This is a genomic window from Rhodoferax sp., assembly GCF_028688795.1.
Taxonomy (GTDB): Bacteria; Pseudomonadota; Gammaproteobacteria; order Burkholderiales; family Burkholderiaceae_C; genus Rhodoferax.
In genome coordinates, this window is record NZ_JAQTXM010000026.1 from 1 (window position 1) to 24018 (window position 24018).

Annotated in this window: 16 protein-coding genes; 5 read left to right on the forward strand and 11 right to left on the reverse strand. The window is 59.8% G+C overall.

The window, feature by feature from the left end:
• The coding region (locus PHQ58_RS17330) for a GMC oxidoreductase (RefSeq protein WP_300113296.1) at positions 1–568 on the forward strand (568 nt) is incomplete at its 5' end.
• A gap of 128 nt (positions 569–696) precedes the next feature.
• Here the strand turns inward: PHQ58_RS17330 and PHQ58_RS17335 are convergent.
• The 4 genes from PHQ58_RS17335 to PHQ58_RS17350 all read right to left on the reverse strand — a co-directional run bounded on the left by PHQ58_RS17335 (position 697) and on the right by PHQ58_RS17350 (position 4111).
• The gene (locus PHQ58_RS17335; protein ID WP_300113297.1) at positions 697–1953 is read right to left on the reverse strand and encodes a type II toxin-antitoxin system HipA family toxin; all 1257 of its coding nucleotides are present in this window, start codon (positions 1951–1953) and stop codon (positions 697–699) included.
• Positions 1943–2281 carry a helix-turn-helix domain-containing protein gene (locus PHQ58_RS17340; RefSeq protein WP_300113299.1) on the reverse strand — a complete coding sequence of 113 codons (339 nt, stop codon included), beginning with the start codon at positions 2279–2281 and terminating at the stop codon, positions 1943–1945. The genes PHQ58_RS17335 and PHQ58_RS17340 overlap by 11 nt, the downstream gene beginning before the upstream one ends.
• A gap of 55 nt (positions 2282–2336) precedes the next feature.
• The gene (locus PHQ58_RS17345; RefSeq protein WP_300113452.1) at positions 2337–3098 is read right to left on the reverse strand and encodes an ABC transporter permease; all 762 of its coding nucleotides are present in this window, start codon (positions 3096–3098) and stop codon (positions 2337–2339) included.
• Positions 3099–3187: 89 nt separating this feature from the next.
• Positions 3188–4111 carry an ATP-binding cassette domain-containing protein gene (locus PHQ58_RS17350; RefSeq protein WP_300113301.1) on the reverse strand — a complete coding sequence of 308 codons (924 nt, stop codon included), beginning with the start codon at positions 4109–4111 and terminating at the stop codon, positions 3188–3190.
• A gap of 242 nt (positions 4112–4353) precedes the next feature.
• Here PHQ58_RS17350 and purT point away from each other — a divergent pair, with 242 nt between their 5' ends.
• Positions 4354–5598: a formate-dependent phosphoribosylglycinamide formyltransferase gene (purT, locus tag PHQ58_RS17355; protein WP_300113304.1), complete on the forward strand. Its 1245-nt coding sequence runs from the start codon at positions 4354–4356 to the stop codon at positions 5596–5598.
• Positions 5599–5714: 116 nt separating this feature from the next.
• Here purT and PHQ58_RS17360 read toward each other — a convergent pair whose 3' ends face one another.
• Both PHQ58_RS17360 and PHQ58_RS17365 read right to left on the reverse strand, forming a co-directional pair.
• Positions 5715–8804 (reverse strand): EAL domain-containing protein, encoded by a 3090-nt coding sequence (locus PHQ58_RS17360; protein WP_300113307.1) that lies wholly within the window; start codon positions 8802–8804, stop codon positions 5715–5717.
• Between the two features lie 190 nt (positions 8805–8994).
• Positions 8995–10509: an AMP nucleosidase gene (locus PHQ58_RS17365; RefSeq protein ID WP_300113310.1), complete on the reverse strand. Its 1515-nt coding sequence runs from the start codon at positions 10507–10509 to the stop codon at positions 8995–8997.
• 96 nt (positions 10510–10605) lie between these two features.
• Here PHQ58_RS17365 and gshA point away from each other — a divergent pair, with 96 nt between their 5' ends.
• The gene (gshA, locus tag PHQ58_RS17370; protein ID WP_300113314.1) at positions 10606–12168 is read left to right on the forward strand and encodes a glutamate--cysteine ligase; all 1563 of its coding nucleotides are present in this window, start codon (positions 10606–10608) and stop codon (positions 12166–12168) included.
• 80 nt (positions 12169–12248) lie between these two features.
• Here gshA and PHQ58_RS17375 read toward each other — a convergent pair whose 3' ends face one another.
• The 3 genes from PHQ58_RS17375 to PHQ58_RS17385 all read right to left on the reverse strand — a co-directional run bounded on the left by PHQ58_RS17375 (position 12249) and on the right by PHQ58_RS17385 (position 19485).
• Complete coding sequence (locus tag PHQ58_RS17375) at positions 12249–13403, reverse strand: M14-type cytosolic carboxypeptidase (protein WP_300113317.1); 1155 nt, start codon at positions 13401–13403, stop codon at positions 12249–12251.
• A 179-nt stretch (positions 13404–13582) separates the two neighbouring features.
• Positions 13583–18652, reverse strand: coding sequence for an ExeM/NucH family extracellular endonuclease (locus tag PHQ58_RS17380; protein ID WP_300113320.1), 5070 nt, complete (start codon positions 18650–18652; stop codon positions 13583–13585).
• Between the two features lie 59 nt (positions 18653–18711).
• Positions 18712–19485 carry a PEP-CTERM sorting domain-containing protein gene (locus tag PHQ58_RS17385; RefSeq protein WP_300113322.1) on the reverse strand — a complete coding sequence of 258 codons (774 nt, stop codon included), beginning with the start codon at positions 19483–19485 and terminating at the stop codon, positions 18712–18714.
• 250 nt (positions 19486–19735) lie between these two features.
• Between PHQ58_RS17385 and dbpA the strand changes: the two genes are divergently transcribed.
• Both dbpA and PHQ58_RS17395 read left to right on the forward strand, forming a co-directional pair.
• Positions 19736–21124, forward strand: a complete 1389-nt coding sequence (dbpA, locus tag PHQ58_RS17390; RefSeq protein ID WP_300113325.1) for an ATP-dependent RNA helicase DbpA — start codon at positions 19736–19738, stop codon at positions 21122–21124.
• A gap of 164 nt (positions 21125–21288) precedes the next feature.
• A complete protein-coding gene (locus PHQ58_RS17395) occupies positions 21289–21522 on the forward strand; it encodes a hypothetical protein (RefSeq protein ID WP_300113328.1) in 234 nt (77 codons plus the stop codon).
• 35 nt (positions 21523–21557) lie between these two features.
• Here PHQ58_RS17395 and PHQ58_RS17400 read toward each other — a convergent pair whose 3' ends face one another.
• Positions 21558–22541 carry a GDP-mannose 4,6-dehydratase gene (locus PHQ58_RS17400; RefSeq protein ID WP_300113331.1) on the reverse strand — a complete coding sequence of 328 codons (984 nt, stop codon included), beginning with the start codon at positions 22539–22541 and terminating at the stop codon, positions 21558–21560.
• A gap of 6 nt (positions 22542–22547) precedes the next feature.
• Entirely contained in the window at positions 22548–23678 is a 1131-nt protein-coding gene (gene gmd / locus PHQ58_RS17405) for a GDP-mannose 4,6-dehydratase (protein ID WP_300113334.1), read from the reverse strand.
• Positions 23679–24018 lie beyond the last annotated feature (340 nt).

Genomic DNA, 24018 nt, shown 5'->3' on the forward strand with positions numbered 1-24018 from the left:
GGGCGCATGGCAGGAGTTGCTGTTGTTCGGGGTGGTAGGCAATGTAGCTTGTGCTCATGCCTGTATTTCACTTCAAACCCGTCAATTTGGCATCGGGGAAATCCCTTCTGCCGCCCAGACTCCTAGAAGTTATGGCAGCGTGCGCCTGGCCAGCAAAGACCCGCAGGATCTGCCGCTGGTCGACCCTGATTTTTTGGCCAGCCGTGACGACATGGACCGCATGGTGCGTGGCTTCAAGCTGACCCGCCACATCCTGGCGCAGCCCGCGCTGGCGCAATTTGGCGGGCGTGAGCTGGCCGCCACCGCCCAGGCGCAAACGGATGAGGAGATCGAGCAAGTCATCCGCAACCTGGCCGACACCATTTACCACCCAGTGGGCAGCTGCCGCATGGGCCCGGGTGAGATGGATGTGGTGGACGCCGAGCTGCGCGTGCACGGCCTGCAGGGCTTGCGCGTGGTGGACGCCTCCATCATGCCGCGTGTTGTGGGCGGCAACACCAACGCCCCGGTGATCATGATGGCCGAGAAGGCTGCAGACATGATCAAGGCGGCGCGGCAAGTGCCCTGATTCCATTTCTAAATCATTCGTGTCGTTGTTGCTTCGCCTTGCCGTGCAACTGCACTGTCTGCGGCTTCGCGCCTAGACACAAATGATTTGTAAACGGAATGAGCATTCACCCAGGCTGGCGGCCCCGGTCAAGCCGCAATGCGCTCGGCCTGCTGCGCCATAAAAGCCGTGACACGTCTGGCCAGGGCCGGGCTGCCGCCTGAGCTTGTGATGGCTAGGTGAGCCTGGGTGCTTACGGTCTGCCCAATACTTTGAATGATGTGCGCCGCACTTGTGCTTGACAGCCCGAAATGTGGTGCCGCTTCACGCGCCAGTGCCAGGCTGGAGGCGCGTTGGCCAGGCAGAATGGCCAGCTCCTGGTAGCCGGTGTGGCTGTTCAATTGCGCTACCAGGTCAAAGGCTGGTGCTAGCAGCCAAACCCCTTGGCCTTGATGCAGCACCCCGTGGTTTTTGACATGGTCGTCGCTGTTGCCCGCCACCAGGTTGAACACCATACGCCGAAAAAGCTCGGTGACATCTTGCTCTGGCTTGGCCGAGATGCGGCGCAGCGTTTGCGCCAGTTCCACATAGCTTCCATCACTGGATTCGTAGGGCACGTTGAGCAGCGCCGAGGCCGAGAGGTAATGCCAGCGCTGCTCATCGCTGATCGGGCCGGCGCGGTCAAAGCGCGCCACCAGCAGCGCATGCCCGCCCACCAGTTCGCGCAGCTGAAACGGCGGCACCGTGATGCCGCAGGCACTGGCCATGCCGAGCGTGGCGGCTTCTACCACCTCCATGTCGTGCTCGTCACCCATGGAGGCGAATTTGGCAATAAAGCGGCGCCCTTCGTGCACAAAAGTGGCCTTGGGCCTTGCCCCGCCCAAGCTGGCACCACCACGCAACAGTTGCTGCATGCGTGGTGTCACCGCCAGACCGGCTTCAAGATGGCGCGCGGCCTCGGCCAGGTCGGGCAGCAGCAATATATCTGCGGGCGGCACATCGGTCTGGATGGGCAAGGTTTCAGAAAACACCATGGCCCCAATTCGATCGTCATTGGTGAGCAGCAACGCATCGAGGTCAGACACGGCCCGCCCCTGTTGCGCCTCCAGCACCTTGCGGCCCCAGGCATCTGGCAAGGCATCGCGCAAGCTCAGCGGCATGGCGCCACCGTCGCGCAAACGGCGCTCTGGCAGGACAAAAACAGCGTCACGCAAGGGCAAATGCTCGGGGTTCAAAGGCTGGGCGTTGGGCGTTTGTAGAAAGCGGCGACCGTAAGCGAATTCCCCGGATTCCATCACGCCATGGCGCACCAGCTTCAGCAGGCCAACCGGCTGCACATCGTGGTTGGCCTGCCAGGCTAGGCCAACGTAGGCCAAACGCTCGGCTGGTGCGGCGTCAGAAGTCACGTTCGCTTTCAAGGATCACGCCGGGCGCAGCACGTCCGGCCGGGCGGCGCACGCGCTTGTTGGCAGCCAAGGCGGCAGGTGCGGGGGCCACGGCGGCGAGCGAATCGGTTTCACCCAACAGCCACAGCGCATGCATCAAGAGGCCGACACGGGTGCCCGGTTTGCCAGCCTCCAGCGCGCGCAGGGTGGTGGGTGAGCACATCAAGCGCTCGGCCATGTCAGCTAGCGTCCAGGCCTGCTGCACCCGGTGCGCACGCAGGCGTTGACCCAGGTGTTTGAGCGCCAGTTGTGCTGGCGCGGGAAGGATGGTGGCGACCGGAGTTGGCATCAGTCAATTGGTGATTAAGGGGCTTAATCGACAGTTTACTGGCTAATTTGCCAAATCACCCCCGAAACCGCTTGCGGGTCAGCGCCAGCGCCAGCCAAAAACCCACAGCGGCGTAGACCGCCAGCACCGCCACGGGCCGCAGCCAGTCGGTCGGCCACTGGTCCATGAACAGTGGGCGCACCAGCGCCACGGCATTGGTCAGCGGCAACCAATGTGAGATGGCGCGCACCACGGGTGGCAACTGGTCCAGCGGAAAGAAGATGCCGCTCAGGAACATCATGGGCGTGAGAAACAGCGTGAAGTAGTAGGTGAAAAAGTCATAACCCTTGGCCAGCGCGTTAAAAATCAGCGCGACACAGCTGAAGGTGATGCCCACGCCCAGCAGCACCGGCCAGGCCACCAGCAGCTTGGGGCTGTAGCTGATGCCAAGCGCCAGCATCACACCCAGAATGGCGGTCACGGTAAAAATTGCCTTGAAGGCGGCCCACAGCATTTCGGCCATCACGATGTCGTCCAGGTTCACCGGCGCGTTCATGATGCCGTCCCAGGTTTTTTGCACATGCATGCGTGAAAACGCCGAATACAGTGCCTCAAAGCTGGCCGCGTTCATGGCGCTCATGCAGATCGAACCACTGGCCAGAAACAAGATGTAAGGCACTTGCACGCCATCCACCGTGACCTTGCCCACCAGCGCGCCCATGCCGTAGCCAAAGGCCACCAGCCACATCAGCGGTTCGGCAATGTTGCCTACCAAGCTCGGAATGGCCAGTTTTTTCCAGACCAGCAGGTTGCGCAAAAACACCGGCCACCAGCGCATGGAAAGTTCTGGCGCGCGCCAGATTGACAAGCATTTTTGGCTTGTAGCCCCTGTAGTCATTGCGTGAGTAGCTTCATTTTTAATAGTATTCATGCGTCTTCCCGAATCTGTCGGCCGGTGAGTTTGAGGAACAAATCCTCCAGATTGGCTGGGCGGTGCAGCGTGCGCAGCTGCGGGTAAGCGGCCAGGGCCTGCATCAGTGGTTTGGCGTCTGCGGTGTAGAAAAACACGGTTTCACCACTCACCTCCAGCCGCGCCGCCAGCGCTTTCAGGGGTGAATCCACCAGCGCCAGGGCGCCAGCGCCAAACACCTCAACCACGTCGGGTTCCAGGTGCTGGGCAATCAGGTCGCGCGGCGTGCCTTCGGCAATCTTTTTGCCGTGGTCTACCACCAAGAGCCGGTGGCACAGGCGCTCGGCCTCGTCCATGAAGTGGGTGGTGAGCAAAATCGATTTGCCCTCGGCCAGCAGCAGTTGCAGGCGCTCCCACATCAGATGGCGGGCTTGCGGGTCAAGCCCGGTGGTGGGTTCGTCCAGCAGCAGCAGGCGCGGGTTGTTGACCAAGGCGCGCGCCAGGCTCAGGCGCCGCTTCATGCCGCCAGACAACTCGCCGGGCTTGGCGTTGGCCTTGTGTGTCAGCGAGGCAAATTCCAGCAGCGCCGGAATACGCTCACGAATTTGTGCCTCTTTCATGCCGAAATAACGGCCGTAAACCAGCAGGTTTTCAGCACAACTGAAGTCGGGGTCGAGCGTGTCCATCTGGCTCACCACACCTAACTGCGCCTTGATCGCCAGCGCGTCCCGGGGCATTTGCAGACCAAAGGCACTCACCAGCCCTTCATCGGGCACGGTCAGCCCCAGGCACATGCGAATGGTGGTGGTTTTGCCCGCACCGTTGGGGCCAATCACGCCCAGGCATTCGCCCGGCGCAATGTGGAAAGACATGTCGTTGACCGCCGTGGCGTCGCCATAGCGCTTGACCAGGTGTTGAACGGAGAGGATGGGTTCATTCATATGGGCGGAATTGTCGCCCAGACTGCGTATTGAGCCTGCAGATGGTGAGTGGATTGATAAATTTCAGCACCTTTGCGGCATGGCCTTTGCATTCGCTGGTTGAACTCAGGCTGACACAGAAGATTGACCGAATCGGCATCAACTGACACTCAGCAAAGCACTTAAAGAAGAGGAAAAGTGCCCCACCCCTGCATAAAATCGAATCACTTGTTTAACCACGGAACGCTCTCACGCGCCAACCTATGACCACCATCGGCACCCCCTTGTCTCGCCACGCCACCAAAGTCATGCTGCTGGGCAGCGGCGAGCTGGGTAAAGAAGTCATCATTGCATTGCAGCGCCTGGGTGTGGAAACCATTGCCGTAGACCGGTACCCAAACGCGCCCGGCCACCAGGTGGCGCACCACGCACGCACTGTGGTCATGAGCGACCCGGCGCTACTGCGCGAGCTCATTGAGCACGAAAAGCCCGACCTGGTGGTGCCCGAGATCGAGGCCATTGCCACCCCCATGCTTGAGGTGCTGGAGGCCACTGGCGTGGTGCGCGTCATTCCCACAGCCCGCGCGGCGCGCCTGACCATGGACCGCGAAGGCATTCGCCGCCTGGCCGCTGAATCCCTGGGCCTGCCGACCAGCCCTTACAAGTTTTGCGACTCACTGGTCGAGTTGCAGGCCGCCATCGATGGCGACGGCGCAGGCGGGCAGGGCATTGGTTACCCGTGCATCGTCAAGCCGGTGATGAGCTCCAGCGGCAAAGGTCAAAGCAAGATCGATGGCCCGGCAGACGTGCAAGCCGCCTGGGACCACGCCATGGCCGGTGGGCGCGTCAGCCACGGCCGTGTCATCGTCGAGGGTTTCATTGACTTCGACTATGAAATCACGCTGCTCACGGTGCGCGCCAAAAATGCCGAGGGCAGCATCGACACCCACTTTTGCGAACCTGTGGGCCATGTGCAAGTGAACGGCGACTATGTCGAAAGCTGGCAACCGCACCCGATGAGCGCCACCGCCCTGCAGCAAGCCCAGCACATTGCCAAAACCGTCACCGACGACCTCGGTATGGAGCTTGACGGCAAGCCCAGCGGCTTGGGCCTCTTTGGCGTGGAGCTGTTTGTGAAGGGTGACATGGTGTGGTTCAGTGAGGTGAGCCCGCGCCCGCACGACACCGGTTTGGTGACGTTGACGACCCAGTGGCAAAGTGAATTCGAGTTACACGCCCGCGCCATTCTGGGCCTGCCCGTCAACACCGCCCTGCGCAACCCCGGCGCCAGCGCCGTGATTTACGGCGGCGTAGAGGCCAAGGGCATTGTGTTTGACGGCGTTGACGACGCGCTGCGCGTGCCCGGCACCGACATTCGCCTGTTTGGCAAACCCGAGAGTTTCATCAAACGCCGCATGGGTGTGGCGCTGGCGGCGCATGCGGACATTGAGCAAGCGCGTGTCAACGCCAAGCTGGCAGCTTCCAAGGTGAAACCCCGTATGGCGTGATTTGAATGCTACTTAATATGTAGCTGCTTACGCTTATTGAATAAGGGCTAGAGCCTTATTTTTCATAAATTAATGGATGGGCTACCGGCATGCCCGCCGCAAGCCGCCCAGGGCAGCTACTTGGCTGCTGCTGACAGCGTGGGCCTCAGCAGCAGCTGGGCAAACGCCTCGGCTGGTACCGGGCGGCTGAAGAAATAGCCTTGAATTTCATCGCAACCGTCGGCGCGTAAGGCGTCCAACTGGGCTTGCGTCTCGACCCCTTCGGCAATGGTCTTGAACCCCATGCTGTGCGCCATGTGAATGATGGCCCGCACCAGCGAGCCGTCGTCCGTGCCGCTGTCGAGGTCGCGCACAAAACTCTGGTCGATCTTGAGCTTGTCGATCTGGTAGCGCTTGAGGTAGCTCAGTGACGAATAGCCGGTGCCAAAGTCGTCAATCGACAGGGTGATGCCCATGGCGTGCAGGCGGCTGATCTGGTCGAGCGTGAAGCCGGAGTCTTCCATGGCAATGCTCTCGGTCAGCTCCAGCTCAAGCAGGTTTGGGGCCACGCCCGAGGCGCTCAGCGCCTCGCTGACGGTGTCGCACAGCGTGGCCTGGCGAAACTGCAGGGCCGACAAATTGACTGCCACCGGCACCACGGGCAGGCCAGCCGCCTGCCAGTCGGCCACTTGTTGCGTGGCGGCGCGCAGCACCCATTCGCCAATTTGAAGAATTTGTCCGCTGCTCTCGGCAATTGGGATGAAGCGCATCGGTGACACCAGACCCCATTCCGGGTGCTGCCAGCGAATCAGGGCCTCGGCGCCAATGATGCGCGAGGTCACGGCATCCACCTGCGGCTGGTAATGCAGCAACAGCTCGCCCCGGGCCATGGCCCGGCGCAGGTGGTTTTCCACCAGCAGCATCTCGCGTGCGCGCTCGTGCATTTGTTCTGTGAAAAACTTGAACTGGTTGCGCCCGTTCTGCTTGGCCTGTAGCAGGGCGGCATCGGCGCATTGCGACAGGCGGTCCAGGTCATGGCCGTTATCCGGGTACATGGCAATGCCAATGCTGCCCGTCAGGTTTAGCTCTTGTCCGGTGCCCAGCACCACGGGCTCGTGCATCAGCGCCAGCATGCGGGTGGCCACGTGGGCGGCTTCTTCGGCATCGGTCTGGGTCAGCAGCACCATGAACTCATCGCCACCTTGGCGGCACACCGAGTCATTGGATTGCAGCTGGGCGCTCAGGCGCAAGGCCATGGTCTTGAGGATGCTGTCGCCCACCGGGCGGCCCAAGGAGTCGTTGATGGTCTGAAAATGGTCGATGTCGATGAACATCAGGGCTGCGCTGCTTTGCTCACTGTGGGCGCTGGCCAGTGCCAATTTGGCAAGGTCCTGCAGCATTCGGTGATTTGGCAGCTGGGTCAGGGTGTCGTAGTGTGAGAGGTAGTCAATGCGCGCCTGGGTCTGCTTCTTGGTCGACAAATCAGACAGCATGCAGATGTAATGGGTGATGGCTGCGCTGCTGTCCCTGACGACACTGATGGACAACCATTGCGGGTAGATATCGCCATTTTTGCGCCGGTTGGTGACCTCGCCCTGCCAATAGCCAGTGGTCTGGAGACTGGTCTGCATGGTGGCATCAAAGTGACCGTCAGGTTCATCGGCTGCGAGCAAGTGGGGACCGCGTCCAAGCACATCGTCCAGGCTGTAGCCGGTGATGTCAGTAAAGCTGCGGTTGACCGACAGCACGCGGTTGTTCTGGTCGGTGATCACAATGCCGTCGTGGCTTGAATCAAACACCTGGGCGCTGAGCCGCAACTGCGCTTCAAGCCGCTTGCGCTCGGTGATGTCGCGCGAGATCATGACAAAGCGTGGTTCAGCCCCGGCATCAACCTGCTTGCGCGCCACCGACACCTCAAACCATGTGGGCGTGCCGCCAATCGGAATTTCAATTTGTTTGCCCAGCGACAGCCCGGTGGCATGGGCTTCTTGCAGGGCCGCCAGACACGTGGCGGTGGCGGGTGCGGGCAGCACCTCGGCAATCAAGTGGCCCAGCAAAAAATCGGGCGGCACAGCCAGAGAACTCATTTGCGTGGTGCGGTAGCGGTGGTAGCGCCCGTCCAGCCCTAGTTCAAACAGCACGTCGGGCATGGCGTTGAGCGTGGCTTCCATGTCGGCGTGCATGGTGCGAAGTTCTTGCGTCATGTCGCGCGCCAGGCTAACTGCACGTTCTTGTCGGGACGAAAGCAAGGCGATCAGCCAGCCCACTAGCAGGCTGAAGGCCACCCCCAGCGCGGCCATTGGCCCATAAGCCCATTTTGCGGAGTATTGCGCGTCAAAGGCGGGCAGGCTGTGAAACGTCAGCTGCCATTGCTTGCCACCAATCTCAAGCGTTCGGGTGGCGCTTAAAGCGGTGGCCGTCAGTGCCACCTCAGTCTGTTGGCCATACATGCGCGCGGTTGGCAGCGCAACTGGCCCGTCATAGATGTCAAAGCGCACGCCCAGTTGGGGATCAAGCCGCAAGCTGGTGACCAGATCATCGATGCGAAAGACAGCGCCCACCCAGCCTGAGAGGGCCGCCTGCCGTTCGCTGGCTGTGGCAAGGGGCACGCCTTGGCGGTAGGTCGGCACATACATGACGGACGCGGGCCGGTTTTGCCCGGTGTCTTGCACCAGCCCCAGGCGGCCCGTCAAGGCCACTTCGCCAGAGTCACGCGCGCGCTCCAGCACCGGCTTGATCAGTGGGTTGGTGGCGGTGTCAAAGCCGATGGCGTTCACATTCACGCCGGTGTAGGGAGCAATCAGCACAATGGGCGCGTGCAGCGCCTGGGTTACGGCAGGTTTGATCTGGTAGTTGGGGTACTGCAGTTGCTGCGTTGCCAGATGGTTTGTCAAATCAGCTTGGGCCACATGGGCCGACACCGACACCGCTTGCAGACCCGGCAGCATGGTGTCTAGCCTGAGCGAGTCAAAGTAGGCTTTGTACTCGGCGCGAGTGATTTGCTCCGAGCCTTCCAGAAACCCTTTGACGCCGCGCAGCACGAGTTCAAAATGGTTGGCCCGGTGCTGCAGTCGGTCGGCCACATAGTCGGCCACCTGGCTGAATTTTTTGTCACGCGTGTCGCTGCTCTCCTGCGCTTTGTTGCTCCAAAGCACAAACGTCATGCTGATCAAAATAAGGGTCACCACCGCGGCGGCGAACTTGCCAAAACGCCACTGCGTCAACATAGCGCTATGCCACCTCCTAAGTGAGGATTCGAATATTTCATGGATCTGCCCTGATTTTGTAACAGCTTGAGCTGCATTTTCAACGAGTCAGGCGAGTGTAATTTGAAATGCCAAGGCCCAAAGCGGGCAAACCCTTGGGTTGAATCGGGTAGCGTCCTCGCCCTATTGGGTTGCGAAAATACAGTCAGATTTACTGAAAAGCCACCTCGGCAAAGCTGCGCAGCTTGCGGCTGTGCAGTTGGTCTACGCCCTGCGCGCGCAGCAACTCCAGTGCGCGGATGCCAATGCGCAAATGCTGATCAACCCGCTCGCGGTAAAAGTGGTTGGCCATGCCGGGCAGCTTGATTTCGCCGTGCAGCGGTTTGTCGCTCACGCACAAAAGAGTGCCGTAAGGCACCCTAAAGCGGAAACCATTGGCGGCAATGGTGGCGCTTTCCATGTCCAGCGCAACGGCGCGGCTCTGGCTGAAGCGGCGCTGCGGGCCGTTGTCGGGCAGCAGCTCCCAGTTGCGGTTGTCGGTGCTGGCCACGGTGCCGGTGCGCATGATGCGTTTGAGTTCCAAGCCCTTGAGTTGGGTGACCTCGGACACGGCCGATTCAAGCGCCACCTGAATTTCAGCCAGCGCGGGTATCGGCACCCACAGCGGCAGCTCTTCGTCAAGCACGTGGTCTTCACGCACGTAGGCGTGGGCCAGCACATAGTCGCCCAGCTGCTGGGTGGTGCGCAGGCCGGCGCAGTGGCCCAGCATGATCCAGGCGTGTGGGCGCAGCACGGCAATGTGGTCGGTGATGGTCTTGGCGTTGGCCGGGCCCACGCCAATGTTGACCATGGTGATGCCACTGCCATCCGGGCGCACCAGGTGGTAGGCGGGCATTTGTGGCAGGCGTGGGGGCGCTTTGCCGGGGAAATTGGGGTCGGCGCGCAATTTCATGCTGACATCGGTATCCGACCCCAATTTGAGGGTGATCACATTGCCGGGCTCCACAAAGGCCGCATAGTCGCTGGCCGCGTCTGTCATGGTGGCGTGGCCCAGTGCGATGAATTCGTCAATGTAAAACTGGTAATTGGTGAACAGCACAAAGTTCTGAAAATGCTCGGGCGCGGTGCCGGTGTAATGGCGCAGCCGCTGCAGCGAGTAGTCGACCCGCGGCGCGGTGAACAGCGACAAGGGCTGCGGCTCTCCAGCACGGGGCACATGGGTGCCATTGGCAATGCCGTCGTCCATGGCGGCGAGGTCGGGCAGGTCAAACACGTCGCGCATCAACTGCTGGCGCTGTTGGCTTAGCGTGCCTTCCACGTGTTCGTTGTCGGCAAACGAGAAATGCACGGGAATGGGCTGGTTGCTGGTGCCTACTTCAAGCTCAACACCGTGGTTGTCCAGCAGCAGGGTGAATTGCTCCAGGTAATACTTGGCGTATAGGTCGGGGCGGGTCAGGGTGGTCTCAAAGCGGCCTGGGCCGGCCACAAAGCCGTAGCTCAGGCGCGCGGATTCGCTCGATGCTTGGCGCCTCACGGTGTCGGTTTGCACCCGCACAAACGGGTAGCAGGCGCGCACATGGCCCGGTAGCTCGTCGCCAGCCACGTAGCGCTGCATGGCTTGGCGCAGGTGGGCAATGCTGTTGTCGTAAATCAGGCGGGCCTGGGCCAGTGCAGCGGCGGGGTCGGTGAAACGCATGGGCGCAATGAAAGTGGGTAGGTAAGGCATGCGGTGATTGTTCCACGCGCTGATGACATTGCGGTGGCGTTGCGTCTTTCAAAACTGCCATACTGGCAACCCCTGAAATAAGACAAGCCTATAGACATGCTGAAATTCACCTGTTGCAACGAAGTGCGTCAGTTTTTGGAGCCGGCTCAAGCCCAGCTGTTGCTAGGCATCGTGCGCGGTTTTGAGCGCGAGTGCCTGCGGGTGGACCGCTCAGGCCAACTGGCTGTCACCCCGCACCCTTTGGCGCTGGGTTCCAAGCTGACGCACCCCTGGATCACCACCGACTATGCCGAGGCGCTGCTCGAATTCATCACGCCACCGTCTGCCGAGCCCGGTTTTCCGATCGACTTTTTGAAAGACATTCACCGTTTCAGCGCCCAGCAGCTGGGCGGCGAATACCTGTGGGCGGGCTCCATGCCCTGCAGAATTGGCACCGATGCCGACATTGCCATTGCCAATTACGGCACGTCCAACGCGGCGCGCTTCAAGATGGTCTACCGCGAAGGCCTGGGCCTGCGTTATGGCCGCGCCATGCAGACCATTGCCGGCGCCCACTACAACTGGTCGTTGCCCGAAGACTTTTGGCTGAGCCTGCGCGACTGTTGCGGGGGTGGGCCAGACCTGCAAGCGTTCATCAATGAGCGCTACTTTGGCCTGATTCGCAACTTTTTGCGCTACGGCTGGCTTATTCCCTACCTGTTTGGCGCCTCACCCGCGCTGTGCCAATCGTTCCTGCAGGGGCATCCTTCCGACTTGACCGAGCTGGCCCCCGGCACGCTACACGGCCCCTACGCCACCAGCCTGCGCATGAGCGACTTGGGTTACCAAAATCACGCGCAAGACAAGCTCAACATCAGCTTCAACTCGCTGGCCGAGTACACCCAGGGGCTGGAGGCCGCCATTCGCACCCCTGACCCGTATTACGCCGAATTGGGTGTGCGCGACGGTAGCCACTGGAAGCAACTGAGCGACAGCGTGCTGCAATTAGAGGCCGAGTTTTACGCCCCCATGCGCCCGAAACGCGTGGCCCCAGACGGCATGCGCCCGGCCAAGGCGCTGCGCACCCTGGGTGTTCAGTATGTCGAGATGCGGCTGTTTGACCTGAACCCGTTCATTGACATCGGCATTGCGCCCGAGCAAAGCCTGTTTGCTGATGTGCTGTTGCTGATGTGCCTGTTTCGCAGCAGCCCGCCCATCACCTGTCGCGAGCAAAGCGAAAACGACGAGAACAAACACCGCGTGGTCACCCGTGGCCGCCAGCCCGACTTGCAGCTGCTGGTGCACAACCGCGAGCAGCCCATGCGCGGGCTGGCACACGAGTTGTTTGACGACATGGCGCCGTTTGCCGACATGCTTGATACCGCTTACGGTGGCCGGCGCTACCAGGGCGCGCTGCAAGACCTGCGCAGCCGCATTGACCAGCCTGAGGCCACACCGTCGGCCCAAGTGCTGGAGGCCGTCAAAAAGCAGGGCAGTTATTTCAACTTTGCGTTTGAGATGTCCAAAACCCACACGCAAAATTTGCAGGCGGTTGGGCTTGACGCCGAACTGCAGGACAAGTTCAAAACCAGCGTGCAGGCATCGCTGGCCGCGCAGCAGCAGGTGGATGCGGCGCCCGAGGGGCCGTTTGAAGATTTTGTGGCAGCCTATTTTGCTTAAATTTTGATGAAATCAGCCTGTAGCCCCCGAATTTAAAGCGCAAGTAGCTATGTAAAAAGTAGCGTAAATGGGCTGCGCATTTAAGCGCGCAATTGGTCCACCACGGCCAGCACCGGCTGCAGCACGCTGGCGCCCAGGCGCTTGGCGCGTTCACCGTTCCAGCCCACCTGCGCATCAGGCAAATCGGCGTTGTCCTTGAACGGCATCTCAATGGTGAAGGCCAGGCAGCCAAATTGCTGGCCGATCCAGTTGGTGGCCAGCGTCAGGTTGGCCTCGCCGTGTTTGCCGCGCGGGTAACCGTGGGTGGTTTGGAAATCGGGGCAAGTCGCCAGCCAGCTGGCCTTGAATGTATCTTCCAGCGCGGCGATGCGCGGGTTGTAGCCGGGCGTGTCTTCGGTGCCCACCACAAAGTTGTAGGGCAGACCTTCGTCGCCATGGGCGTCCAGGTTCAGATCGACGCCCACGTCGAGCATCTTCTGGCGCACCCAATACACCTGAGGTGATTTTTCCAGGCTAGGAGCGGCCCACTCGCGGTTCAGGTTGGCACCGGCTGCGTTGGTGCGCAAGTTGCCGCGCACGGCACCGTCCGGGTTCATGTTGGGCACCACGTAAAACACACATTTTTCCAGCAGCACACGTGCCACTGGGTCCGCGTCATCCAGCAGACGCTCCAGAAACCCTTCGGCAAACCACTCGGCCATGCTTTCGCCAGGATGCTGGCGCGCAATCAGCCAAACCTTCTTTTTCTGCGCCAGTGGCGTGGCGGAAGTGACATCGGTGACGCGTAGCAGGGTCATGTCGCGGCCGTCGAGCGTGCTGCCCAGGTGCTCTGACGTCACATGCGCCGAGTTGGCGGCCGAGCCCACCAGATCCAGATGTCGCTCGTGGGAATACGGCTCAAAGTAGGCCAGGTAGACGTGGTTGCTGGCCGGGGTGAAGGCGGTGCGCATCACCTGGCCATCAAAATTCGTGTCCAGCCGGAACCAGTTCTGGTGGTCATAACTGCACACCACCCGGTAGCCGTCCCAGCCCTTGGGGTAGGCGCTTTGCCCGGCGTTCAAAAAGTTCAGCCGTATCGGCAGGCCGGCGGCACCATTCAGGCAAAAGTAAAACCACTGGGCAAATTCGCTGGCGTTGTCTTGGGGAATGCGTAGCTGAATGTCTTGCGGGTCGTCCAGGCTCACGACCTCGATGGCGCCGGCGTCAAATTGGCTGGAAATATGAAGTGTCGGCATAGGGTATTCAAGTGGTAAAAAACCATTGTAGAAGCCGATTTCGATGCAAGTAGTTTTGCCAATCACACAAAAAGAAAGCGCCAAAAGCTACATTATTAATAGCTATTGGCGATTATTTGTAAAGGGCTAGAGCCCAGAAAGACTAAAAGAAGAGAGCTATTTACCCATATTCTCGGCGATCAGTTCAGCAAGCCAAAGGTGTTCGCTGTCTCATTTGTCACCCAAGTGGTACCAATCAGCTGGATGGAGCCATCAGCCGAGCCAGTTCCACCCTCTGTCGCGCCAATGTCCGTGCTGGTTAAGCCATTGGCAGCGCCGCCCACAGCCGTCATCACGCCCTCGTAGCTCAAGAATTGCACCACCGTGGTCCCATTGACCAGTGCAATGCCGTCGGGTGAGCCGTTCTGAATGCCATTGCTCGGGTAAGTAAAGGCAACTTCACCAAAGCCATTACCCTCGTCGTCAATGACGGTGCCAGCAAGCAGCTTGGTGTTGTACGCAGCACCGCCGCTGCCGTTGTAAAGCACCAACGACCAACCCGTCAGATCCGTGCCCGCCACGCCGCTGATGGCGATGCGCTCGTTGGCATCGGTGCTGTTGTTGTCATAGTGGATTTCACTGATGTACACCGCCGATGCCACAGGCGCCGCGGCCGTGGTGAAGTCCAAGGCACCGTCACCCGCGACACCGGCAAAGTTGTTGCCTGCCAGGTCGGTGACCACGCCAGCGCCAAATTGCAGTGCATAGTGCTTGCCGGGCTGCAAGTCAGCCAGCGGGTTCAAGGTCAACGTGGCACCATTGAAGACCGCCTGCGCGCCATTGACATTAATCACGACATCAGCAGCACCATCCAGCGCCTTGAACGTGATGGTGCCGGAGCCCGCCATGACAGCCTCATCAAAAGTCAGCACCACATCGCTACCCACCGACAGATTGATGGCATTGTCTTGCGGCGTGCTGCTGAGCAATTGTGGCGCAACCGTGTCAGCCGGCGTGGGTGGCAACTCAGCGGGGCTACCCGCTTCGCTGTGCAGGGTAAGGCCAATCACCACCGGGTCATGGTCTGACGCGCGGTAGGCATCGGCGGCGTACAACTCGGCCGGATTGAATTCGGTGTTGTAGTCCAGCGCAATCTGCTCGTCGGCGTTGATGTGCCAGTGGTCGATGCCGGTGACTTCGGTGCTCAAGCCCGCGCTGGCCAGTGCGTGGTCAAGCGAGCCGCGCAAACCGTCAAACACGTAGCTGTAGTCCGCAGCGCTGCCAAGGTAGGTGTAGCTGCCATTGAGCGCTTCAGCCGTGGCAGACATGTCATACCCGCCCACCACTTGGGTTTCATCAAAGCTCGCATCGGTCAGGTACCGGATCGGGTCTTCCTTGGCATAGCTGTTGAAGTCGCCCACCAGCAGGTAGTCGCCATCGGTGGCGCCGGTGGGGTTGGTGGCAATCCAGCTGGCCAGGTCTGCCGCTGCTTCCAGCCGGGTTGGGTTGTTGTTGCCCTGGCCATCGCCAATGTCTGCATCCCCCGAGAAATTGGTGGACACACTGCCCTTGGACTTGAAGTGGTTGGCCACCAGGGTGAACTGTTTGCTGCTGTCGTCGATGTAGCTGAAGGTCTGTGCCACCGCCGGACGGCTGCTGTCGGCAAATGCCGTGTAGACGTCGACATCGGGCGTGGCCGCCTGCCCCAGCGGCTTGACGGTGGTTTTGTTGTAGATGATGGCGACCATGATCGCATCTGACCCGGCGGTCGGTTCATCAATACCATCGCCGTCATCGTAAGGCGCGCTTATATAGTCATAGCGATCACTTCCTACCGCAGCGTTGAGTGCATCGATCAGGTTGTCAATGGCGCTGATGCCATTGGCAAAACCATTGTTTTCCAACTCGTTGAGGGCCAATACGTCCGCGCCCGTGCCGATGATGGCCTCGACAATTTTGGCTTGCTGACGCGCAAACTCCACCAAGTTGTTGGCGCCGCGTGGCTCTAAGCTGATGCCGTAGGGGTTGGTGAAATTGTCTGTGGTGGTGCCCGAAACCGCAAAATCATTGAAGTAGTTCAACACATTGAAGCTGGCGACCTTGATGTCAGCGGTTGCGCTGGCGTTGATGGCGGCGCTGTCCGGGCTCAGGGGGCGTTCAGCCGCAGTCAGCGCCACCGCGCTCACCGGCAGCAATTCGTAGGAACCAAAGCCATAGCTGAGCACTCCTGTCACTGTGTCGGTGCTATCGCCAACCCGCACAAAGTTGTCCGCTCCCAGCGGAGCATTAGCGCGCTCGATCATAGTGCCAGAAGCTAGCGCTGCCAGGCCGGGATTTTGCAAGCTGCTGCCATCGTCAAGCTGAATGCTGTTGCGTGCCAAAAAGTCGGTGTAGGCGGCATTGCCAGCCACGCTGGGCAGATTGGCCTGCGTGTATTGCTCGGGCACCGCATCGGCGTAGAACGTCAGCTCGCCATAACGTGCAAAGGTGTAGGTGTCGCTCACGTACATGTCACCACCGCTGGCAGCAGACACTTCGACCAGCATGCCTTCAAACTGCTCCAACGCAGCGCTGTTTGCCAGCGGCAACGTGACCTGTGTCGGCGCGTCCAGGCTGGCAGCATTGCCGTCCCGAATCACGATGAAGTTGCTCACATTGGCCAGTTCGGTCAATTCATAGTATTCGGTCACGGTGCTGCCAAAGCGCACCAGATCGCCGACGCTGTCGGCGTTGACGGGCGACGGGTTGGTGCCGTAAAAAACCGCAATGCCTTCGGAGGTTTGGGTATTACCGTCTTGGTCGGTCAACTCTTCTTGCACAAAGAACAGTTTGGACGCAGGTAACCAGGCGGTCACGCGGGCTTCAATCGTCACCACCTGGCCCAACATGGCAGAAGCTGCGCCATCACCCTGGATGGCACTGATTTTGGTGACTTGCGGGAACTGAAGGGCGTTGTTGACGATGGGCGTTGCCACCGTGTCGCTGAGGTTGTAGTTGGCGCTGTTGCGTGCTGCTGCGGCAAAGGCCGCCATGTCGCTGTAATTGAGCGAGCCGTTGTACACCACGTTGTCGTTGGGGGCAGGCAAAAAGGACTGCGCAAACGCGGCGATGCTGTCCGGGATGACCCCCGCTGCTGCACCACCCACGTTGATGCTGGCCACAAAATGGTCTACCGTCACCGCACCTGCAGCACCGTTGCCTAAGCCGGCAATGCTGCCCTGAAAGGCGAAGATGGTCTCGGCCGAAGCCGACAGACCACCGGCCTTGCCTTGGGTCGATCCCACGCTGGCAATCGGGTTGTTACCGCTGGACTGGTCAGGCTGAATCGTCACCACCGTGCCGGCCGCCAGGTTGGTGCTGGCAGTCCACACATAGGCCGACTCGCCCGAGACCGGAAAACCGCTGGCAGTGTGGTCGCGGTCGGTAAAGCCGACTTGCGTTCCTGCCACGATGTCTTTCAAAATGGCAAAGGCAAAGGCATCCGTTGTGTCGGCATTGACGGCCAGAAACACCAGCTCGCCAGCCGCCAGCACGGTTCCCACCACGGCCGGTGCTTCGGTTGCAAAGTCCAGCGATGTGGTGCCCGTCAAACCTGCAAAGCCGTTGCCCGCCGCATCCACAATGGCGCCGCTGCCAATTTCGAGCGTGTAGCTTTGGCCGGGCTGCAGCAGGGCGGATGCCTCCAGAATGACATGGTTGTATTCAAAGCGAAGGGCCGGGTCGTTGGCCGCAAAAGTGGCCACGATGTTGCCCCCCGACTTCAGCACCAGAGTGCCACTGCCGGCACGCACTGGCTCATTGAACGTCAGGTCAATATCGGCATCGGCAGAGACCGCTGTTGCGTTGTCACCCGGCAAGGCGCGCACCAGCACCGGGCTGGCCACATCGGCAGTGGCTGCGCCACCCAAAGTCACCAGATTACCTGTGAACGATTGCTCGTTTACAGGCAAATCCTTGGTTTCCTGAGTTTGTCCTGCCAGCACCACAGCACCGTCGTCCTGCAACAAATGTATTTTTGCGCCGGCCGACAAGTCAGCGGGCACGTCGACAATGGCCTCAAAAGAAGCCCCGTCAGCCAACAACGTATCCAGTGCCACGGCTTGCTTCACCAGGTGCGTGGCCACGCCGTTGGCATCCATACTGCCGTCCCAGACATAGAGCTGAAAATCGTCTGCCACATCCGCCGTAGCCGCGCCAGCGGGGCCAGCCAACACCAGATACTGACCCGACGCATTTTTGTCGATACTGCGAATGGACCGGCCACCCAGATCAAGCTCAATGGCGGGTCCAAAGACGGGTAACGCGCTGCCGTCAAGCACAGAGAGCGGGTTGGTCAGTTGCACGATGAGTGCTGTATTGAGTGCTGCCGAGCCAGTGACCGGCGCCCTGAAGGCAATCCACAGCGCACTGCCATTGGCAGAGCTGGTCATGCCCTCCACGCCAAAACCGCTGTTGGACTCGGGTGTGCCTGCGGCTGTTGCTGCTGCAAAGCCAAAGTGATTCGCACCAAGACCGTGCGCGTTGGACTGGTCCCACGCCACCAGCGCCGCTTCAAGCCCGCTGAATTTGCCGTTAAACGTCAGCGTGGTGTTGGCACCCGTGCCAGCCACCTTGGCAGATGCCAGCCATTCCCGATTGGCTTGGTCCACGCCACTCTTGTTGTTGCCATGCGAACCCATGAAAAACAGGGTGTCGCCGATGCGTGTGGAGGACTCCAGGTCAAGTTCTGCGCCATTGATGCCCAGGTAGGCGGCAAAGTCGATCTCTTTGAGCGCTTCGCCACCCTCACGGTTGTACACACGCCAGGCGTTGCCCTCGTCGTCGCCGACCAGCATGAACTGGCCATCCAGCACCACGGCAGTGGATGCGTCGGCGGCCCCTTGGGTGCTGGCGGCGTTCGGGGTAAAGACTTGCACCGGTGCGGGGTTGGCCACTGGCTCGAAGACATCGGTCACCTGAACGGCAAAGCTGGCAAACACATTGGCCGATGCAGGTGCCAGCGCATCACGCGCGGCAACCGTCACATTCAGCAAGGGGTTGGTCTCAAAGTCAAGGCTCAGCCCGGACTTGAGTGACAAGGTGTAAATGCGGCTTGAAACTTTTGTTATTTGAAACAAATCGGCATCGTCACCCAGCAGCGTCAGGGTGTTGTTGGCCCCCACTGGGCCCAGCAAGCTGATCTGCGCATAGGGGGTTTTGACGGAAGTGCTGCTGTTTTCGGCAACAGTTGAGCGAAAAGTTGAAATGCGAACTGAGGTTGGGCCGGCCATGGTGGTGTCCTTTGAGGGGTGGAATTGGGGTGAACAGGGACAAAGTAGGTGACTGGCGGTCAAGCGGCTGTGCCAGAGCGACCGATACGGCCCTTTTGACCACGGCCAACCCAAGTTGCCAGACCCAAGGCAGTGAACAACAGGGCTAGGCTGCCAGGCTCGGGCACCGTAGACATGGCGCTGGCCGAGATCGCGTAGCTCACGCTGTCAAGCGCAACAGAGGAATCGCCCGTGCCATCCTGGCTTGCGAACACGCCGTAGAACACATCAAGGAGACCCAGCGCAGGCCCGGTCAGGTCGCTGCCTGCTGGTGCGATGGCGTCAACCCCAAATGCGCCGCTGAAGGGCGAAGCATCATCCGACACGGCGGCCGCATCGGCCAACACTTCAACCAGAGGATCAAGATGCGTCGCAGAAAACACGCCGCCAGCAAAACTGCCTTCGAAAACGCTGGCACCGCTGTATGCGCTAGCCGTGCCGCCGGATGTTGCCAATGCATAACTGCCCGCCACGCCCGCAACCAGACCCAGTGGCATCCCCGCAAAACTGAAGCCGCTCTTGGCGACGACCACAACTGCCGCGCCACCTGACGAAGGGGGGGATTCTTGATAGGCAACGTTGCCGTCCGTCGCCCCAGCTTGCAGTGAAGACTGAAACGCAAAAGTGATCCGGTCATTCGCTACATTGGCCGTCACGTTGCTCCAGAACGCATCGTCATAATAAAAATCGACCGTGTTGCCGGAGCCAGCCAAGACCAGCGCAGCAGAGGCGTTGAGCGAACTGATGCCCAAAATGAGCGTTGCAAGCTTGCGATAAATAGAATTGAGCTTCATTGGAAAATTTCCGGGTGAATGGGTTGTGCGGTGCAGGCTGTTGCTCTGCGCCTCAAGAAAACCAGCAAGCCCTTTTTGGAAAGGATCGCGTCAGATGCGTCTGGTTTGCAGGAGCTTAGAGGTGCTTTGTGACATGCGCGTGAAGCACTTGTCTCTTGCTGTCCGCCAAAAGTGCCGGGACATGGGGTAATCAAGGACCACCTGCTAGCAGGCGTGCCAATCGCCCGGCAGTCATACCGATAATCGAGCCATGACACACACTGAAAATTTCGCCTTCAATACCCTGCCGCTCAACCCCGCCACGCTGGACAACTTGCAGCAGCTCGGCTACCTCAGCATGACCCCCATCCAGGCGGCCAGCCTGCCCACGGCGCTGGCGGGCAAAGACCTGATCGCCCAGGCTCAAACCGGCAGTGGCAAGACCGCCGCCTTTGGCTTGGCGCTGCTGGAGCGGCTGAACCCGCGCCGTTTTGCCGTGCAAGCCCTGGTGCTATGCCCCACACGCGAGCTGGCCGACCAGGTCACGGTGGAAATCCGCCGTTTGGCACGCGCGCAAGACAACATCAAGGTCGTCACCCTGTGCGGCGGCGTGGCCTTGCGTGGCCAGCGGGCCAGCCTTGAAAACGGCGCACACATTGTGGTTGGCACGCCCGGGCGTGTCATGGACCACCTGGCCCGCGGCTACTTGGTGCTGGAAGCCCTCAACACTTTGGTGCTGGACGAAGCTGACCGCATGCTCGACATGGGCTTTTTCGAAGACATAGCCACCGTCACCAAGCAATGCCCACCGGAGCGCCAAACCCTGCTGTTCTCCGCCACCTACCCCGAAGGCATTGAAAAACTCGCCAAACAGTTCATGCGCGACCCGGTTCAAATCACGGTGGCCGACACGGCTGGCACAAGCTTGATCGAGCAGCGCTTTTATGAAGTGACCCGCCCAACCCGGTTTGAGGTGGTGGCCAAACTGCTCAACCACTTCAGGCCAGAGAGCACGCTGGCGTTTTGCAACACCAAACAGCAATGCAAAGACCTGGTGATTTACCTGCAAGCCCAGGGGTTCAACGCGCTGGCGCTTTACGGTGAACTGGAGCAGCGTGAGCGCGACCAAGTGCTGGCGCAGTTTGCCAACCGCAGCACCTCCATTCTGGTGGCCACCGACGTCGCCTCGCGCGGCATCGACATCAAGGAGCTCAATGCGGTGATCAATGTAGACATCACCCCCGACCCCGAGGTGCATGTGCACCGCGTCGGCCGCACCGGGCGCGCGGGTGAGTCTGGCCTGGCTTTAAGCCTGGCCGCCATGTACGAGATGGGCGCGGTGGGCAAGATTGAGCAGTACCAAAAGTCGGCATCGGTCTGGCACAAGCTGGAAGAACTCACCCCCACTGGCGCCGGCCCTCTGCTGCCCCCCATGGTCACGCTGCAAATTCTGGGCGGCCGCAAGGAAAAAATCCGCCCCGGTGACGTGCTGGGCGCATTGACGGCTGACGCAGGCTACAGCCGAGAGCAAATCGGCAAGATCAACGTGACCGAATTCACTACCTTCGTGGCAGTAAACCGCGACATTGCACAGCAAGCCATGCAAAAGCTCAACGCCGGCAAGATCAAAGGCAAAAGCGTGAGGGTGCGGCTGGTGTGAGACTGTGAGGTGTCGTTGCTGCGTTCGCAATGACGACACCGTGTCGGAAAAAACCTGACACGCGGTGCAGCCAAACGCCGACTTCAGTTTCAAAGTGACAGGGTTACAGTTCATCTCAAGGCGACGTGCATCGTCGCCTGCATTGATTTACCGAGGAGCCCACCATGTCAACCATCACCGAATTCTCTAACCCCTTCAGCCTGATGATGGAGCCCGAGCGCGTGTTGCAGACCATGGAGCGCTCACAGCAGTTGCGCGGCCTGCGTCGCCACAAACTGCGCCCGCTGGACAAACCACTTATTCCCTACACCTCAGAAGCCCTGGCCAGCCGCGCCGCGTTTGACGCGGCCATTGATGCGCAGGAGCTGGATGATGCGGCAGGGTATTTGCTGAACTAACCCCTATGGCTGGCGTGGCCCGCTAATTGACCTAGTCACTTTTTCGACTGTTCTGCGGCCACCATGGCTCGCACCACATCGCTCATGCGCTTATCGGCACGCCAATCCAGTTTCTCAGCAGCCAGCGCAGGGTTTGCCCGGCTGAAGCGCATGTCGGTGGGGCGCATCAAAGTAGGGTCGCTGACCACATGCTCAAGCCAATCGAGGTCCAGGGCGGCAAACGCCTCTGACACAAAATCTTTCAGTGCGTGCGTCTCCCCTGTCGCAATCACAAAGTCGTGCGGCGTATCTTGGGCCAACATACGTGCCATGGCATCCACATACTCTGGGGCCCATCCCCAGTCGCGATAAATGTCCAGGTTGCCCAATTGCAAACGTTCATTGCTCCCAGCCGCAATTCGGCAGGCTGCCCTGACAATTTTTTGCGTTACAAAACGCTCAGGCCGCAAAGGTGACTCATGGTTGAAAAGAATGCCAGAGCAAGCAAACAAGCCATAGGCTTCCCGGTAATTGGCCACCTGCCAAAACGCAGCAGCTTTCGCAACGGCATAAGGGCTGCGTGGCCGGAACGGTGTTGACTCGTCAGCCGGCAAGTCGCCATTGTCACCAAAGCACTCGCTAGAACCGGCACTGTAAAAGCGTGTCTTGCACCCAAGGAAGCGGATCGACTCAAGCAAGTTGAGCGTGCTCAGGCTGATGCTCTCAAGTGTCTCAACAGGCTGCTCAAAAGACAAGCCCACCGAGCTTTGGCCAGCCAGGTGATACAGCTCTTGGGGTTCGTAGCGTGCCAACATCTGCACCACGCTGCGAAAATCGTTGCTGGCCATGGAAGCCAGCTCAACGCGGTCTCGAATGCCAATTCGGGTCAAATTGGCAAACGAGCTAACTTGTGCATCGCGTGAAGTGCCCACCACCCGGTAGCCGCGGTCTAGCAGCAACTTGGCCAGGTAGGCGCCATCTTGGCCAGAAATACCGCAAATCAACGCCGTTGGTTTGTGGTCGGTGCTTGATTCACTCATGGTTTGTTACTCGCGGCTGGGGGCTACATGGTAGCCATGCTGACTAAGGAGCGCGCTTTTCTTGGCGTCGGCCAAATCATGGGCCACCATTTCGGCCACCATCTCATCGAGTGTTATCTCTGGTACCCAGCCCAAAGTTGCCTTGGCTTTGGTGGGGTCGCCCAGCAGCGTTTCAACCTCGGTGGGGCGGTAATAGCGCGGGTCTACCTTGACGATGACCTGCCCCACTTTGAGCGCTGGCGCATCAGGGCCGGTGATGCTTTTGACCACAGCCACCTCTTGCTCGCCCTGACCCTCAAAAGCCACAGCAACACCCAGTTGCGCTGCCGCCTTGGTGATGAACTCACGCACGCTGTATTGCACACCGGTGGCAATCACAAAGTCTTGCGGCTGCTCTTGCTGCAGCATCATCCACTGCATGCGCACATAATCTTTGGCGTGGCCCCAGTCGCGCAGGGCGCTCATGTTGCCCATGTACAGGCATTGCTCTAGCCCCTGAGCAATGTTGGCCAGGCCACGGGTGATCTTGCGTGTCACAAAGGTTTCGCCCCGGCGAGGGCTTTCGTGGTTAAACAAGATGCCATTGCATGCATACATGCCATAGGCTTCGCGGTAGTTCACTGTGATCCAGTAGGCATAGAGCTTGGCCACGGCGTAGGGGCTGCGGGGGTAAAACGGTGTGGTCTCTGACTGTGGTATCTCTTGCACCAGGCCATACAGTTCGGAGGTGGAGGCTTGGTAAAAGCGGGTTTTTTTCTCCAGCCCCAGAATGCGAATGGCTTCCAGCAAGCGCAGGGTGCCCATGCCGTCCACATCGGCGGTGTATTCGGGGCTCTCAAAACTTACGGCTACATGGCTTTGGGCACCAAGGTTGTAAACCTCGTCAGGCTGCACTTGCTGAATGATGCGGGTAAGGTTACTGGTGTCAGACAAATCGCCGTAATGCAGCTTGAAGCGGGCGTTGTCTATGTGTGGGTCTTGGTAAATGTGGTCTACGCGCTCGGTGTTAAAAGAGCTGGCGCGACGCTTGATGCCATGAACGACATAGCCTTTTTCAAGCAAAAGTTCAGCCAGGTACGACCCGTCCTGGCCGGTAATGCCGGTGATGAGTGCGACTTTTGGGGTGTGAGTGGTCATTGCTAATACCGAAATTTTGGTGCGCAGGATGCGCAGCCGTGGGAGTGCATTAAAAGCTGTTTGACGCCATGTCGGGTAAGCCTGCAGGGTCGACACAAAGTTGCGCGAAACAAGGTAGACCAGCAGCGCTGGCCAGCTTGTGAGTATAAAACAGCGGAAAAGCGACAACCTGGCGGAAGTCTCGATGTTGCTGTAGCAATGGACGAACTCATGGTTCCCGACCAAATTCGGGAAAACCGCGTCCTACGGAATAAGTGTACCCGTCAGTATCGATTTGCCTTTTTTCTAAGCAGTCACCGCCGCCAGCAAGGTCTCATTGGACAGATGGATGTACCTCTGA

Bases quoted from the DNA above. Each gene is read 5' to 3' on its own strand.
- gshA (WP_300113314.1), top strand. From the start codon at position 10,606: ATGCTGAAATTCACCTGTTGCAACGAAGTGCGTCAGTTTTTGGAGCCG.
- dbpA (WP_300113325.1), top strand. From the start codon at position 19,736: ATGACACACACTGAAAATTTCGCCTTCAATACCCTGCCGCTCAACCCC.
- gmd (WP_300113334.1), bottom strand. From the start codon at position 23,678: ATGACCACTCACACCCCAAAAGTCGCACTCATCACCGGCATTACCGGC.
- PHQ58_RS17340 (WP_300113299.1), bottom strand. From the start codon at position 2,281: ATGCCAACTCCGGTCGCCACCATCCTTCCCGCGCCAGCACAACTGGCG.
- PHQ58_RS17375 (WP_300113317.1), bottom strand. From the start codon at position 13,403: ATGCCGACACTTCATATTTCCAGCCAATTTGACGCCGGCGCCATCGAG.
- PHQ58_RS17350 (WP_300113301.1), bottom strand. From the start codon at position 4,111: ATGAATGAACCCATCCTCTCCGTTCAACACCTGGTCAAGCGCTATGGC.
- PHQ58_RS17345 (WP_300113452.1), bottom strand. From the start codon at position 3,098: ATGCGCTGGTGGCCGGTGTTTTTGCGCAACCTGCTGGTCTGGAAAAAA.
- PHQ58_RS17395 (WP_300113328.1), top strand. From the start codon at position 21,289: ATGTCAACCATCACCGAATTCTCTAACCCCTTCAGCCTGATGATGGAG.
- purT (WP_300113304.1), top strand. From the start codon at position 4,354: ATGACCACCATCGGCACCCCCTTGTCTCGCCACGCCACCAAAGTCATG.
- PHQ58_RS17385 (WP_300113322.1), bottom strand. From the start codon at position 19,485: ATGAAGCTCAATTCTATTTATCGCAAGCTTGCAACGCTCATTTTGGGC.
- PHQ58_RS17360 (WP_300113307.1), bottom strand. From the start codon at position 8,804: ATGTTGACGCAGTGGCGTTTTGGCAAGTTCGCCGCCGCGGTGGTGACC.
- PHQ58_RS17365 (WP_300113310.1), bottom strand. From the start codon at position 10,509: ATGCCTTACCTACCCACTTTCATTGCGCCCATGCGTTTCACCGACCCC.
- PHQ58_RS17400 (WP_300113331.1), bottom strand. From the start codon at position 22,541: ATGAGTGAATCAAGCACCGACCACAAACCAACGGCGTTGATTTGCGGT.
- PHQ58_RS17380 (WP_300113320.1), bottom strand. From the start codon at position 18,652: ATGGCCGGCCCAACCTCAGTTCGCATTTCAACTTTTCGCTCAACTGTT.